Origin of the sequence: Sutterella faecalis (assembly GCF_006337085.1) — a bacterium.
Taxonomy (GTDB): domain Bacteria; phylum Pseudomonadota; class Gammaproteobacteria; order Burkholderiales; family Burkholderiaceae_F; genus Sutterella; species Sutterella faecalis.
This window is the reverse complement of sequence record NZ_CP040882.1, coordinates 188,286-204,275: the sequence shown is the minus strand read 5'-3', so window position 1 is coordinate 204,275 and position 15,990 is coordinate 188,286. Positions and strand designations below refer to the sequence as shown.

Genomic DNA, 15,990 nt, shown 5'->3' with positions numbered 1-15,990 from the left:
GCTGCCCGTTAACACTTGCGAGTTCAATGATGCAGCCCGCGGCGGGCGCGGCGCAGTCGCAGAGCGCGCAGCTTTCCGCCGGGAATGTTGCGGCCGGGAACGCTTCGATCGGGAATAGTTCAGTCAACAACGCAAACGCCAACAAGTCCGACATTTCGACGGGATTTGTGGCGGGAAGCGTCACGCGCACCGCGACTGCTCAAGGGTCTGTGGTGCGCGATTCGGACCGCGGTCAGGTGACGGCCGTCACGGCTGCGGCCTCCGACCTCGGCGTCACGGGGGCGAGCACCCTTACCCAGGGCCGGAGCACCCAGCAGGCCGCGGCCGACCTCGGGAGCGTCTCCACGAGCCGCACGAGCGCCTATGCCGAAGGCGTGCGCACCGAAAATGCGGATTCTGCAGGCTGGAACGTCAGGAGAAGCGAGGAAGCGTCGGCGTCGAGAACTTCCGGAGCGTCGCAGACGTTGTCGAGAGGGGAAACCGCTTCCCGCTCGATGGGCGAACATGCTCAGAACACGCTTTCGGAGAGCTCCGCCATGACGGAAGCCGCCGGCTTCACAACGCGCTCGGGGCTGAGGCTCGGCGCAGATGCTTCCGAATCCGCTGACTTCCAGCCGGGAGCCCTGTCGGGCGACGCGCTTCACCGCGGGAATGCGTCGAACGCCGCCGCAGCCCTCCCCTATGCGGGATTCCACGGCTCCGGACCCTCCGGGATTGCGGGGTTCTCTTCCATGCCGAAGGACGGCAGAGAGCCGGGCTCTCGCGAACTTTCAGCCCGCGCCTCCGTCCTCGGGAACGTCTCGATCGGAGGCGACATCACCACGCGTACGGGAGCCGCCAACGACGATCAGACGGCCCGGACCCAAACGGTCGAATCGGGAACGAGCTGGCGCTCGGACGCGTCTCAGCAGTCGGCAGAGTCGCTTGGGGAAGAAACGCGCAGAAGCTCTTCAGAGACGGGCGCAGTCACGGAAGGCGGGATGCTTACCCGCGGGAGAAGCAGCGCGCATACGGCCTCGGACGCCGCCGAAACCCGCGAGGCGCGCTCGTGGACCAGGAGCGCGGGAGAAACTTCCGCCTCAACGCTCGGCACCGGCGCACGGCTCGACTCCTACCTCATGCAGCGGGCTATCGCCGAATACGGGTCTCCCGAAGCGGTGCTCGAAGCATTGGCAGATCCGGCTGAACGCGCCGCCTTTGCAAGAAGCGCCATGGATTCGGCGGAAAAAGCCCGTTTTGTTCCGCTCTCGGGAGAGGATTCGTCGCGCGCCCGGGCGGATGCTGCTGCCTCCGCCGCACATGAAAAGCTCGACGCCCTGCGGACCCGAACAGACGCTCAGTTCAGCGGCAGCGCCGCAGATGTTCTAATGGAGGGCGATGCACGGTCGCTTCAAATCGGGAGCGGCGCTGCAGAGAAGTCCCTCGCCTCTGATGTCACCCAGGAAACCCGCGAAGCGCTTCTCGTGCATCAGGGTGCGCTCGTCCGCGCGCAGGAACTCTGGAAGTCCGACCACCACGGACTCACCTCTGCGCTCGGGCTTCTCCTTCCGGGCGGGCGCGGCTACGCCTCTCCTCACGCCATCTATCAGGGACTCCTTGAAGCTTCCGAGAGAAACCCGGAACTTCGGGCGGACTTGCTGAAGGCCGGCGAAGCGCGGGAGACCACTCCCCGCCGATGACTTTCACGCCGACATCCATTCGCGACGAAGCGCTTTTCAAAAGGACAAATCTTATGACCTCACGCACCTGGACCATCGAAACCGCTCAAAAGACCGCCGCCGACATCGGCTTCCGGCACTTTCTTGTGATGAAGGATGGAGGAACCGTCCTCCAGGCGATGAAGCACCCCGAGAATTCGATCGACAAGCTGAGCGGCATCTACCTCCAGTTCCGATCCACGGGGGACCTCTACATCGGCCGCACCATCAACCTCTCGGCGAGGCAGCAGAAGCATGCCGACCTCGGCCACAAAACCGACTATCTCGCCTTCATCCATGCCCCGACGCTGCGGCAGGAAGCGCTCGAGCGCGAGCTGATCGGCCGGGCGGAGAAAATGGGCTTGAAGCTCCTCAACCGCTCCAAGTCCGAATGTCAGATCTGCCGCGACCCGGGAGCCGTCTACGACGACCACTTCCCGGCGGCATTTCAGGACCAATTCCTCGCGGAAGGCTCCCGGCACGGCATTTCGCCTGAGGAGCGATTCCAAAAGGTGCTCGCGAGCATCTCTCCCGCAGCACGGGAAGGATGGGAAACCTTCGCCGCAACGCCCAAGGCCGGCCTCGCGCTCGCGCTGGCCCGCCGCGTCGTGGATCTCACGATTCCGAGCCCCTGGGACGCCGCCCGCATCTGGTGGATGGTGTCGCTCGGCACCACCAACAACAAGAACGCGAGAAAGCTCCGGCTCTCCATCACCTGCGGACAGCATTCGCTTCTTTCCATCTTTGCATTCAACCGCTCGCCCTCCGCCCTCTTCGCCGAACTTTCGCTCGCCTTCAATATTGCGGGAGCGAATACCCGGGAAGCCCTTGAGATGCGGAAGAACTTCGCATGGGCGCACTGGGAGGGGCTCGACCAGGAACCGATAACGGACGACGAACGGGATCAATTTGTGCCGATCTTCGGGAAGAGCTATGCGTCCCCGGAATCGAAACGCCGTGATTCTTCGCGCGTGATTACGGAAGCCGGGCTCCGGCCGTCCGTGCGGGTTACGTGCCCCATCGAACTCATGGGCCTCATCCTCGATGACCCTCTGGTCGAGCGCGCCGCAATCGCCGCGGCCATTGCCGGTATGCGCTGGCGTCCTGTGCTCCACCCGGAATTTCATAACGGTGCGGCGGCTTTTGCGCTGGAGGAAGGGATTGAGATCCCGGATCGCTGACTCTCCTCAGACCTTCTTTAGGCGCGAAAGTCAGGGTATTCACGGTCCTTATATATCGCGACTCTCTTACAGCCATCGGTAGAGTTGAGCATATCAAGCTGCGGAAATCCAATCTATAGTTAGATTTAATCGAATGGGATTGACTCAGAAAGGAGTGCTTATGACCGACAAAAACACCGAAGCGTTTGTACGAGAGCAGGCTCAGGCCGTGCTTAAGGTGCAGGAAGAAGCGATCAACTCTCAGATGAAAATGATGGAATCGCTTTACGGCGACAATCCCGAGATGCTCGCCATGATGAAGGCACAGCTTGAGCAGGCCATGGCCAATCAAAGCGCCCTTATCTCAGAGGCCCAGACCGCTGCCTTTGAAGCTGTTGATGCCGCACAAAGCGGCGGGTCATTCGATCCGCAGTCGCTGATTCAAGCCATGCAGAAGAGCGTTCAGGCGATGGGCGTCGATCCAAACGCCGGAATGAGCGAAAGTCGCGAGGAAGGCTACGACAACGCCAAAAACTATATCGATCAGCTTCAGACGGACTTTACGGAATCCGAACCCCGGACTGTCGCCCGCGGATCACGGGAAGCCCGAATTTTCGGTTATCTCCTGGGCGGCATTGTCGGCAACCTCAATGGTCATGAACTCGACCAGCTTGATCCTGAAGAGCACGAACCGTTCTTTGAAGAGAAAGTTCGTACGATTCTCAGCGATTTCTGGGGAATCACCACGACCGAAGAACTGGGCGAAACGTTGTCGGACCTTCTCGAAAATGGAGGCATGTCCCGGCTTTACGCTCAGTACGCAAACGCTGAAACTTTCGAGGCCGTTGCCGAGGATCTCGATCCGGAAGATGCGGCCGGAGCCATGGAGCGCTGGCATTTTGCCCGTCACTTCAGAGACAAGGTTTCTCCCGAAGAAATGAGGGGCTGGGATATCGGCAGGGCTTCCGCTCTCGTTCGCTGGGGACATTTTGTGGGTCTCATCGACGAGGCTACGGCGGAAGCCGTGCTGGAGGCCTGCGCCGAAGAAGCATCTGCTCGCTTTACCGGGTGGCGCGCGTTCGGCATCTCCTATCTTTTCGGCGGTCTTTTCTGGCGAATGGCCGCCGGAGAAGAACTCGCTGCAGACTGGCTGGACGATGCCGCAGGCTCGGCTGTCGAACTTCTGACTGACGAAGGCGAGTGGCTCCCTTATCCGTGGGTTCAATCCTTTACGGATTAAGCGCCGGCCGCGGACGATAGACCTGAAGCACCGGGAGCAGACGCTTCAAGCGCTCTCCCGGCGACCCGACTCTTCATCGGAGATTGTTGTTATGCCGGCTACTCTTCGGCTGCTGCACTTTAATCCTGCAGAGGCATTTCGGGATGATCTGGCCTCGGGCATCAATAATCGTCTTGTCTTTTACAGGGCCATTGCCGTTGATGCCGCAGACGACTGCGGGAGGACGATGCTTTCGCATGCCGCAGAGGCCGGTGACTTTGAGGCGGTTAGGATTCTTCTTGATCGCGGAGCCGATCCCGATACGCCCGATAGAAATGGGCTTACGCCCTTGATGCATCTTGCTCAGGGCCCGAAAAACTGGCGCGAGCATCCGGATGCAGTGGAGAAAACCGCCGCGCTGCTTCTCAGTTCCGGCGCAAAGGCCAATGCAAAGGATTCGTCAGGACGAACAGCGGCATTCTTCGCTCTGGAGCAAATGCTCCATCCGTTTTTTACGGCATTAGCCAGATGCGGCGTTAAAGCGTCGGGACCGATAGACAGCACCGGCTTTACGCTTCTGCATGCGTTGTGCAGCAATCTTCACCGATTTACCGACCTTCCGCATGCAGAAGCCCTGACGGCCGAAACCGATGCCCTGGCGATCGCGATGATTCTCGTCCGGCATCTTGGCGTCAATCCCAACGCAAAAAGCGCCATCGGCAAGACCGCGAGGGAAATCGCCGCAGCCAACGGCTCCCGCCTTGTTGCGCCCTGGCTGGTTTACGGCGACGAAGCCTTTTTAGAGAATGATGAGAGTGCTCCGCTCAAGCTCGCAACAGGAGGCGCGACAGCAGCCGAGGCCGCCGCGATGAGGGACGTTGGGAAAATAAAAGCCTTGATTGCACTAGGTCAGGCCAGGGATGAGCCGGCGTCTGAGGGCGACCTGGCCGGTCTCACGCCGCTATCCGCCGCCGCGCATGCGATGGCTCCTGAAGTTATGAGCTTATTGATTGATGCCGGAGCCAGTCCCACAGCCCGCGTCAATGGGAAAGCGCGTCATGGTCTAGAAACGGATGGAACCAGCGCCATGAGGCTCCTCCTCTGGGCTCCTCAGTATCCGCTTTCCATTCCCGGCAATCTATCCGTCGGCGACTGGGCAAAAGCGCTCAGAATCATGCTGCAGGCACCTGAAGCCGCCAATGCGCCTGTGGATGCAGAAGGCCTCACGCCGCTTCTTACTCTGGCTCACAACATCGGCCGAGGCTGGAGAGCAGGAGAAGAAAACTGGGCGCACCTCGCGACTTCCATTCTCCTTGAAAAAGGAGCGGATCCCAATGCCAGAATGTCGGCGAAGGGAGTGGATCGACCGTTCTTAAAAATTCCTGGAAGCATCACAGCACTGGGACTCCTCGCCCTGAATGGAAGTCAGGATGCCGAAGGCATGGCGCGGCTCCTGCTCAAAGGCGGGGCAGATCCCAATCTTGCAGACAAATCGGGCACGACTCCGATTATGGCTGCTGCGGGCTTATCCTCTCCCGCTCAGGCAGAAGCTTTTACGGAACTTCTTCTTGATGCGGGTGCAGACGCATCCATCATGGATGCACAAGGCCGCACGGCACTGGATATTGCAGCCGCAACCGGCAATGACGGCGTCGTAGAGAAGCTCCTCTCGGCAATAGCAAAATGCGAAGCTGCTGAGAAGAGCAAATCTTTCAGAGAAAAAGAAGCCTTCAATACCGGGCGCGAGCCTGAAGCGCTGAAGAGATCTTCATGCGAAGAGGGCTGCCCTACCTTCAATACGTCTGCCGCCATCCCAGCCAAAAGAGATAAACCGCCCATGGGAAGTTTCTTTGACCGCATTCGAAGCAAGCATTCCTCAGGAATCACTCCTCTCAAGGCGATTGGGGATCCGGAGTCCAAGGCTAAAACGACCTGTGCACGTATGGAGCCGCAAACGGATTCTCAAACGAGAACGGGATGGAGCGACTTCTTTGACCGTGTCCGCAGACGATCGCCGCAACCGGCAACAGGCGCGACAAATGGCGACGAAGGGAATCGCTCATCACTTCACGCAATGAAGCGCCAGTGTGCCTCGGATCCTTTCGATCCCGTTCGCGGTATGACCGACTTTCTCTCAAGAGCCCTCAAGCCCCTCACGCGCGGGCCCCTTGAACTGCGGATGATGGCACTCGGCCTCTATAGCGAAGGGGGTGATGAGGACCCGGACATACTGGCCCGCAGAACTGCTGATCTGCTCATATCGCTTGATGCCGCCGTCGAAATGGATTGGAAGACGGACGGCGAGGAATTCTGCGGACAATTGGAAGGCCTTTCGAACTTTGCGCTGATTCGCTCAGCGGGTTTCAACAACGTTCCGATAGATATTCATCCGGACGATGAAGTGCCCGATTTCGCGCGCAAATTCGATGCCGTCAGCACGCACTGGGGACTCTCCCTCAGAATTGCAGCACTTGGCCTCGATTGCGACTCCTACATTTTTCTGCTTTTGGATTCGCTTAGTTTTATTCCGGCACGTCAGGCCGCAGAGCGTGCCGGCTTGACACTGCTTGCGTCATCGGATCTTCGATGACGTTTGGGAGACAAGAATGCTCAACAATGTTCTCTTTGAAGCCGTCAAAAGCCGGCAAGCCGGCGTCGTTTCAGCCATTCTCAAACGCATCGAAAATGTTGATCAGACCGATGGCGACGGAATGACGGCACTCATGATGGCCGCGCGGGACGGCACGCTCCCGATCGTGAGGCTCCTCATCCAGGCAGAAGCCAATCCTCTGGCGGCAGATCGCGAGGGCCGCACCGCCCTCCACTGGGCTTCGTGGTCCGGAAATGCTCTGGTGAGCGACGCACTTCTGGATGCCGGAGCAGATATCAATGCCCAGAATCGAAATGGACAAACGCCGGTCATGTCGATGATCCTCGCAAGGCGCAGCGAAGCTGCTCTTCGCCTTCTCAGGCGACCGGATGCCGACATCACCATGACGGATTGCGACGGTCGGACGGCGTTGGACCTTGCTGCGGCGAGCAGCATGCCGGACGTGCTTTCCGCCCTGATGAAGCGTCAGAGCGAGGCTTCCGGAAAGAGCAGCATGTTCGGCATGCTGCCGGGCCGCAATGCTCCCATCCGCCTATCCAGGGACCGGTACGGCACCAATGCCCTTCATCAGGCCGCACGTCAGGGCGATTTAGAAGCACTGACACTGATACTCTCGGCAGCTGATGCCGATGTGAACGAACGCAATGATGGCGGAGAAACGCCTCTTCTTGTCGCAACGCGAGCCGGAGCTTTGGGCTGTGTTGAAAAACTCCTCGCCTTTAAAGCAGATCCTGATCGTCCTGGACGAAATGGAGAAACTCCACTTTGCGAAGCTGCACGCCTCGGACGAGTGGTCATTGCGGAAATGCTGATGAAGGCTGGAGCCGACATCAATATAGCTCAGCGAAACGGACTAACGCCCCTCCTCATTGCCATTCGCGAACGCCATACCGACATTGTCCGAAGCCTGCTGGCAAGAGGCGCAAACGTCCATGTCCGCGATGCCGAAGGTCGAGGGCCGCTTGCATTCGCGGCTGCGGCCGGACTTGAGGAACTGACTGCAGTATTGATCGTAGCCGGCTGTGAGGCGTAATCACGATCGCCTTGCAGAATCAAATGCCCAAAAGGTATCTCACGTGTATTCGCCGTATGCCTGCTGCCCGGCACTGTCGTCTATATACGACATTATTTGAGATCTCATGCTCTGATGTTATAAATAAAATGTTCAGAGCTGCACCATTATTTTTTTCATATTACTTACAGACATAAAGTAAAAAGTCCTAGTGCCAGCGGGATTTTCTTTATTGATATTAGGGATAACCCCCCCCCGATTTTAAAAATATGTTGAACTGGAGTCTTCGATATCCATTCTCATTCTGGGGAGGTACGCAAAGATGAACTCCGCATACCGGGTTATCTTCAGCAAGGTGCGTAATGCGCTGATGGTTGTAAATGAACTCAGCAGTTCGGTTCAGAAAGGAAAGGGCTGCACAACGGTTGAATCAACATCAAGGCAGAAAACGAGCTTTTGGATCGTAGGCGGAGTTCTCGCTGCGTTCGCCAGCCTCTCTGCCACACAAGCGTCAGCAGCAGGGCTTGAAACAGAAAATCTTCTTGGATTTCAAAATGTTGTTCACCAAGTAACCGGGGTTAACCAGGACTACTTCGGTGGCACTCACCGGTATTCAGATCAGCACATTCAAGCAACGGATCAGATATTCAGCGGCAATCAGCTTCGCGCGGAAGAACAAGTCAAATCCGATGCTCAAGGCGGCGCGCTTTACCTTTTTTCCAGCGGCGCGACACAGCATGAAAACACTCGTTATAGCTTTACTGATGTAACGTTCGCCAATAATCTCGTTTACACCACCTCGAATCAGGATAATCGAGCAAGTGCGATAGGCGGTGCCTTGGTGATCAAAGGCGGTGAAACTACATTTACGAATACCGTTTTTAACGGCAATACAGCTCAAGCTGCCGACACCAATAAAAATACCAGTAGTTCTTCAGCATACGGTGGTGGCACTGCAGCGGGCGGTGCAATCTTTGCCGACTCCACGAGAAACACCTATAACTACAAAGCGACGCTTACCTTCTCTGCAACAGAAAACGGGCTCGTCAGCAGCGGTAATACAGTCAAAAGCGGCGTCGAACATCCTTTCACCGATGGCTATACGACTAAAGTCCCCACGGCCGGCGGCTTTCTTTTCATGGACCGTGATCCTGAACTTCCAGCCGTTTATTACTCTCGCGACTTCGGACGGTCAGTCAGCGGCTTAAAAAGGTCATGAGTTCCTCCATGGTCTTACCGCTTCGAGCCATGGCTTCCGCAATCACTTCGGCCTGCCGCAGCGTCTTTTCCTTGTTGAGTTCGATGAGCTTTACCCCGAGCTTCTCGTAACGTGTTTTGACCTTCAGCAACCGCTGCTGAGTCAGTTTGATCTGCTTCTCAATCGAAGCCAGCGACTTACGCTTCGGCATCTTCATTCTCCTCCTCGCCAATCGGTTCCAGATCCTCGACGTCCTCCATGCTGTCTTTCTTTCCGGCAAGCGCGGCAGAGATGGCGGCGGCCTGCGACATAACCTTGTCCTTCGTCATGCCAAAGGATTTCAGGATGATTTCCTGCGTCCTCGTGATTGCGTGGTCAAGCTGATATCTGCCGTCATTGATTCTCACCAGCTCGATTGTCTCCAGTTCCCGGATCGCCGCAGGAACCGTCATGTAGTTCCTCTTTGTCGGCAGGCGGAGCATCTCATCCTTCAGGAGGTTGTAGAGCCTCTGTCGAATAATGAGAGCAATAAATTCAATAAAAATCTTGGCTCTTACGGCTTCTGCGGAGTGTACCCGCATGCTCTTGCTGCCCAGGAATGATTTGTCTGCGCTGAAGAGCTTCTCTGAGGCGTCGCGGCCTCGGTACTGCAGATAAGCGTCTCTGGCGCTCATTTTCTCGGAGGTAATGATGCAGAAATATCCGCATCTCGAATAAGCATGCTCGATGATGCTCTTCTTCTCTTCGGCAAAAAGGAAGCGGCCTTTTTCGTCGTAGTGACACTGGAAGTAATCTGTATGCGGGGATCCGAACTCCACTTCACGGCCGACCCACTGGTCGAAGTTCTTCTGCATCTGCGTCAGCGCGTTTTCTATATCGCGCCGCTCCGTCGCCATCTTCATGGGGTTAAAGAAGACATGAAAGTAGCGCTCCCGTGAGTCTTCCGGAAAAATCTTCATTTTTTCCGTTGTGCCGCTGATGCAATGCTCGCGCAGGGAGGCGTCGACGCGATTTTCGAAAGTGCCGTGGAGCCTGTCGACCAATTCGGCCACAAGTGCCTTGCAGCCCTTAACCATCATGATGAACTCAAAGTTATTCGCATCCATGTAGTCGATGTTGATCTTGCAGAAATAACCTCGGTCGATGATGAAGCCAATACGCTTGTAGTTGTACGCAATTGCCTTGTCTACAAGGAATTTGAACTGACTGACGTCATTAATGGAGCCAGGGTAGCATTCATAGAACAACGGCACCTGATTGGTTTTGTCGTAGGCGACGGCAAGATTAAAAATCGGGCATCCCTGATCGACTTTGGCCTTGCCGAATTCAACAAAATCAACATCTCCCGCCTGGCAGTTCTTATTAGTTGAATCATAGGAAATGTAGATCCGTGAGCGATGATCGCGCTTTGCGTTCCAGTCGTTCAGAAAGCCTGAAATTTGGTCCGGGCTGACGTTGGCGAGGAAGCTCGAGATGGCGGCGTCGCTCGCAATCCGCATGTCTTTCGAGAAGAGCGGATGTCGATATGCGTAGTCCGGGTAGTACTGCCCTTGATTCCTTTCCTCAATGATCATGTAGGCGGCCAGATCCAGCACCAGCCCAGCTCGATCAAGGAAATGCTTCTGGAGCATTTTGCCGAGGCCGTACGTCTGCACGATGTTTGCTATGACGATGTAGCTGCCGGCCATCAGCGTGCTGCAGCGCCTGGCGCTCTCCCGGACTTCTGGGAGAACGGCATCAGGGAAAAAGACCAGGAAATTTTCATTCGGAACCATGGTCTCGGTTTCACCAACGCATTTTCCGATTAGCACACGCTTGGGCACCGTGTGCTTCTTTTTCGGGTCGTAGCTGCGCTCCAGAACGTAGTGGATGTACGTTCCGCTCTTAGTGCCTTGCCGACTGATTTTTCCTTTGAGCCTGGGTATCGGGACCGTGAAATTCAGGAACATTCGAAGTTAAATTGCGAGAGTAATATATTACTCTCGAGTGTACAAGAAAAGCGCCGGCGACGCAATGAAATTTTTTAAGTTTTTTCGGTAGTAATGATCAAAATCCTGCTGGATCTTGAACGAGAGTCATGCGGTTCTGGAAGTTGAGGGTGATGTCACGGCTAATTTTGATATCGCCGAGGGCGTGACTTACACCATCGGCACTCGCGACGCCTGGAAGACCGATAAGAATATGGACAGCATCGCGAGTTCTGTCTATTTAAAAACTGCCGGGCACGACAACAACGTCATCAACAAGGTCGGCAAAGGCACGCTCCTCATGCACGGCCGCATGAGCGACTATTACGGCACCGTCAATGTCAACGCCGGCACTTTCCAGGTGACGTCTGACTGGGACATTGCCAATACGGTAACAGTCAATGGGGGCGTCCTCGCGCTTGAGAATTTTGGCTTCACGACGGTGAAGGAAGCCGCTCAATATGACGGATCTGCGGGCGGCAGCAATGACGACGTCGTTGATGACAGCGGAAGCATTGTTTTCGGCGACAACGGCGGGCAGGTTCTCATCACGGGCAATGATTTTGATCTGAGCAAAATCCCGCTCCCTTCCAACGCGAAGGTCACTTTCTCCGGGCAAACATTCGACACCCAGAAAGTGGAGAACAAGTCACTGATTGCCTTCCCCACCGCGAATCTTCAGGGCGGCACGGTTGAGCTTCAGGGCGTCAGCGTTTCCAATCAGAAAAGCGTTCGAGGCGCAGGCGTATTCCTTGACGGAGGAACCGGCCAGAACGGCAGTTCGCTGATTGTGGCTGATTCCACGTTTGAGAAAAACACGGCGACCCAGCGCGGCGGCGCAATTGAAGTCAACAACCGGGATTGGGCGCTTTCCCATAAGGAAACGGTCACCATCATAGATTCTGTCTTCAGCGAAAACGCTGCCGAGTCCACGACAGACTACGCCGGCGGCGCTCTCTTCATCCGCGGCTCGGACACTGTAATTGAAAACACCGTTTTCCGCGGCAATTCCGTCAAAACCTCTGCCGGCTATGCTGAAGGCGGCGGCGCGGTTTACGTTCAGGGCTGGGGACAGAATAAGACCTTCACCCAGACGGGCGGCGCTTACGAAGGAAACAGCGTTGTCGCCACGGGCAATCTCTCCAAGCTAACGCAGCAGTCGCTTGGCGGCGCGGCCATCACCGTCAAAGGCGTTGACGCCACCTTTACCGATGTTCTCTTCACGAATAATGTCGTGGATTACTCCGCTACGGACGGCAAGGCAGCCGCGACCGGCGGCGCGATTGCGGCAGACTACAGCACCGGATCGGTTGTCTCTTCCGATAAGAAGGGAATGGCTGCTTCCGTCAGGATTGTCGCCACACAGGACATGGCGTACACGGGAAACACCATCAAGTCTGCCAAGGCGAACGATCCGCTCTTCCAGAATTACGGCTATGTGAGCCCGATGGCTGCGGGCGGTTTCCTGGTGCTTCAGCGCGGGTCCACGGCCGAATTTGATGTGAGCGCCGGAAAGACGCTCACGCTTGGCGCTGCCGGCAGCAGCGACGCGAATGCCGACTCGATCGCGAGCGACCTGCCCTCTACTGCGAGCTTCAATACCGAGGACGGCGTATCCACGCTTACGAAAGCGGGAGAAGGCACGCTTCTCATCAATTCCTCGCTCAACAAGTATTTCGGCACAACGACCGTGGCCGCCGGCACCATGCAGGTAGCATCCGACTGGACCGCAGGCAACGCCATTACGGTATCCGGGGGCACGCTGGCCGCGGGTTCGCTGACCCTGACTTCGCTTGCTGCCGCCTTCGATGCGCAGACGAAGGAAGGCGCTTCTGATGCTCTTAGCGAGAGCATCAAGGGCAGGAAGGCATCTCTCGCTGTCAATAAGGGCGCACTTGCACGCATTGACTCCCTAACGCTCACGAACGGCACCACGTCCACCATTTCCGGCACTGCGGACATCAAATCGGTGTCCGTCGTCGGCACTGGATCTAATTTCAAACTCGACAACGGCACGCTCCGTACTCAGACAGGAACGGTCTTCACGACGACCGACATGACGGCTTTGAAGAGCGGCTTAACCTTCGCGGGCGGCGTGGTCGAGCTTACGGATCCTTCTCTTGAAACCTATACGGTTTCTCAGCTCAATGCCTGGCAGAAAGTTCTGAATTCAGGCGCAGATACCTTCAGTACAAAACTCTCCCTCGTCGGCTCAACCCTCGTCCTCGATAATGACGACAAGATTGACATCGACGACGTCGTTGACGGGAACCTCGCGGTTACCGGTCAGATCGTTGCAGCCAAGGTGGATGTTGCCGGCTCCAATACAGCGACCATCCAGTCGGGCAAGACGAATAAGGATGCCATCGTCAAGGGCATCTCCACTGAAGCAGAAAAAGTCGTTCTCACCGGCAACGGCACGGAAAGCACCAGCGTGAAGCTCACGTTTGCGGGCGACACCACTGCTGGAGCCGACATCAATCTGATTGAGGGAGAAAACATCAAGTCCGTTGTGATTCAAAAAGACGCCACGCTCGCGCTCGGCAGCGCCGACGATGCGCACGGACGCCTCAATGCCGACACTACGGTTGAAGCAGGCGGCGAGCTTCTTCTCCAGAAAGGCAGATTCACGGCCGGGGACATCAGCGTTGAGCAGGCAGGCACTGCTTCAGTCGCCCAGGGGTCGCTCAGCGCAGAAATAGTTACGCTCAATGGCGACCTCGTGATTGCTGACGAAACAGCGGCATCCTTCGAAGCGGTTGAACTTGTGGGTACAGGCAATGTGAGGGTCGGCGCAGATGTGACCGGTGCTGTCGGCCACCTCGAAGTCGAGACGCTCGGCATGACGGGCGGCACAATCTTCCTTGATCCGGCCTGGCTCGATGATGCGGAGTACGGCTCCGGATCCGTGCTCGTCGTTAAAAATCTTGAGAAGAACACGCTCGGAACAAAGCTCCTTGTCGGCCAGAACTCCATGGCAGTTATCGGCGCAGACAAGAGCTCCGCAGTCGCCTATGCAGCAGAAACCGGCAAAGCTTACGGTAAGGACGGCATCACTGCGGTACTGCATGTTGCAAGCCCCGTCAAGGTAACGGGCGCCATTGCAGTGGACGGCGCCCAGACATCGCAAAAGGGCTTTGACTTCAGCACGCTTGCGGCAGGTACCGTCACACTCGCGGCCAATTCGCTCACGATCATCGATACTTCTGCAATCGGCAAGAACGCCGTTTTCGATGCCTCTTCCGTGACGGTTGACGAAAATGCCTTCATTTATCTGACGAACGTACAGAAAACCGGAACGTCATATCAGATCACCACGGGCGATCTTACGGCGGACGCCGACAGCTTCTTCACGAAGAACAAGTTCGTGACCTTCACTGTGGACTCCGGGAAGGGTACGGTTACTGCGAACGCTCTCGCTATGGCAGATCCCGACAGCACCGGAAGCAAGGTCATTTATGGCCTTTATCAGCAAGGCATGAGCGGCTTTACGGCGCACTTCCTGGATTTGATTGGGTCAGATGACCGCTTCTCCACAGTGGATGCCGACGGCTACCATCTGACCGCCGCCGGTGAGAATGCCGTTCAGGAATTCGCGAATGCGGCCGTCACGTCCGGCATCTACAACGTCCTTTACGATGCGCAGGCTGAATTCACGGATTCTCTTGCCCGACGCATGCTCGAAAAGGCACCGCGTGAGGGCTTCAGCGCCTGGGCAGATGTCTATGCTTCCCGCACGAAGGCTGACACGCTTTACGGCAGCTCCGGCTACAGCGCCGACATCTACGGGGGCGTCCTCGGCGGCGATTATGCCGCCCCGAACGGCACTCGATTCGGTGCAGCTCTTACGGTCGGAACTGCTGATGCAGAAGCTGAGGACTCGGTCTTCTCGCAGAAAAATGACGCCGACTTCTGGGGCCTTGCCGCCTACGCAGCCCATGACCTAGGGAAGCTGAGCCTCAAGGCGGATGCCGGCTATCTTGCCTCCACAAATGATCTCAAGGGCGCTTACGCTCATGAGAAGGTTGATGCTTCTGCCTATACCTTCGGCGTTCGGGCAGACTACCTTGCATACGATGCCGGCATTCAGGTTGCCCCCTACATCGGTCTTCGCTATTCGCGGATCTCCTCGGATGATCTCGAGGATCGCGACACGAGCGACGTGAACCTCGTTGAGTCGCCTGTCGGCGTTGCCGTCAGGACGACCTTCAGCGCTGAAGGGTGGACCATTGCGCCGAAGTTCGATCTCTCAGTCGTCCCGCAGCTTGGCGACAAGGAAGTGGATGCGACCATTGCAGGCGTGAATGTCGCTTCAGACATGATCGACGACGCGCTCGGGCACGCTCAGTTCGGCGTTTCCGCCGTGAGCGGCAATTTGTCTCTGGGCCTTGACTACCGGTTCGGCTTCGGTGCGGAAGACCGCGGGAATCATGCACTCAAGGCAAGCGTTCGCTATGCCTTCTGATCATGTGACCCGAGCCTAAAGCAAGCTGACAAAATCAGCTGAACCTTCGGGGCGTTCCGAATCGGAACGCCCCTATTCTTATGCGCCGAACTTCGATACCTGCATCAGCAAATGCGAAGATCGGTACGATTTAGGTTAAGATGTCGCATCTCTATTGAAGAATATGGATTATTTAAAATCCTTGGAGAAATAAGGCACTCATGAAGTTTCAATGCATCGACCATGTCGTCCTGACGACGAAGAATCTCGACAAGTGTCTCGCTTTCTATCGGGACCTTCTGGGCATCCCGTGCTCCGAACAGAACGGCCGCTGGACCATCCATCTCGGCGAATCTGCCATCAAGATCCATTGCCGCCCGGGCGAATACCAGCCTGCCGCCGGCGTTCCTACGGCCGGGTCGCTAGACATCTGCCTCAAACTCAGGGAAACCGAATTCCCGGCAGGCATGGCGCTTGAGATCGCGAGAAATGAGATCGCCGATGCCGGCTGGGAGATTGTGTGCGACATTGGCGAACGCACCGGTGCAAACGGCCCGATGGAAAGCTTCTACGTTCGCGATCCCGACGGGAACCTCGTTGAGATCATGAGCTGCGGCATTGATGATTGATCCGACGGATCCGAAAGCTCATGCAGCAAGGCGGGAAGCTCGGCAATCGATAT

General features: G+C 56.8%; 10 protein-coding genes. 8 read left to right on the top strand and 2 right to left on the bottom strand.

Going from position 1 to position 15,990, the window contains the following annotated elements; all coding sequences use genetic code 11:
- The first annotated feature begins 26 nt into the window (after nucleotides 1–26).
- From FG381_RS00840 to FG381_RS00815, 6 genes are all read left to right on the top strand, one after another.
- Nucleotides 27–1,679, top strand: coding sequence for a serine-rich family protein (locus FG381_RS00840; RefSeq protein WP_139687088.1), 1,653 nt, complete (start codon nucleotides 27–29; stop codon nucleotides 1,677–1,679).
- Between the two features lie 53 nt (nucleotides 1,680–1,732).
- Nucleotides 1,733–2,878 (top strand): hypothetical protein, encoded by a 1,146-nt coding sequence (locus tag FG381_RS00835; RefSeq protein WP_139687087.1) that lies wholly within the window; start codon nucleotides 1,733–1,735, stop codon nucleotides 2,876–2,878.
- A gap of 160 nt (nucleotides 2,879–3,038) precedes the next feature.
- Nucleotides 3,039–4,097: a DUF1266 domain-containing protein gene (locus tag FG381_RS00830; protein WP_165697774.1), complete on the top strand. Its 1,059-nt coding sequence runs from the start codon at nucleotides 3,039–3,041 to the stop codon at nucleotides 4,095–4,097.
- Between the two features lie 91 nt (nucleotides 4,098–4,188).
- Nucleotides 4,189–6,666, top strand: coding sequence for an ankyrin repeat domain-containing protein (locus FG381_RS00825; RefSeq protein ID WP_139687085.1), 2,478 nt, complete (start codon nucleotides 4,189–4,191; stop codon nucleotides 6,664–6,666).
- A gap of 16 nt (nucleotides 6,667–6,682) precedes the next feature.
- Entirely contained in the window at nucleotides 6,683–7,720 is a 1,038-nt protein-coding gene (locus FG381_RS00820; RefSeq protein WP_139687084.1) for an ankyrin repeat domain-containing protein, read from the top strand.
- Nucleotides 7,721–8,021: 301 nt separating this feature from the next.
- Nucleotides 8,022–8,918 carry an ESPR domain-containing protein gene (locus FG381_RS00815; protein ID WP_139687083.1) on the top strand — a complete coding sequence of 299 codons (897 nt, stop codon included), beginning with the start codon at nucleotides 8,022–8,024 and terminating at the stop codon, nucleotides 8,916–8,918.
- Here the strand turns inward: FG381_RS00815 and FG381_RS00810 are convergent.
- Together FG381_RS00810 and FG381_RS12670 are read right to left on the bottom strand one after the other, a co-directional pair.
- A complete protein-coding gene (locus FG381_RS00810) occupies nucleotides 8,896–9,108 on the bottom strand; it encodes a hypothetical protein (RefSeq protein WP_139686989.1) in 213 nt (70 codons plus the stop codon). The genes FG381_RS00815 and FG381_RS00810 overlap by 23 nt on opposite strands.
- A complete protein-coding gene (locus FG381_RS12670; RefSeq protein WP_228025634.1) occupies nucleotides 9,095–10,846 on the bottom strand; it encodes an IS1634 family transposase in 1,752 nt (583 codons plus the stop codon). The genes FG381_RS00810 and FG381_RS12670 overlap by 14 nt, the downstream gene beginning before the upstream one ends.
- A 115-nt stretch (nucleotides 10,847–10,961) precedes the next feature.
- Between FG381_RS12670 and FG381_RS00800 the strand changes: the two genes are divergently transcribed.
- Both FG381_RS00800 and FG381_RS00795 read left to right on the top strand, forming a co-directional pair.
- Complete coding sequence (locus tag FG381_RS00800) at nucleotides 10,962–15,329, top strand: autotransporter domain-containing protein (RefSeq protein WP_139687082.1); 4,368 nt, start codon at nucleotides 10,962–10,964, stop codon at nucleotides 15,327–15,329.
- 200 nt (nucleotides 15,330–15,529) lie between these two features.
- Nucleotides 15,530–15,937, top strand: coding sequence for a VOC family protein (locus FG381_RS00795; RefSeq protein ID WP_139687081.1), 408 nt, complete (start codon nucleotides 15,530–15,532; stop codon nucleotides 15,935–15,937).
- The last annotated feature ends 53 nt before the right edge of the window (nucleotides 15,938–15,990 follow it).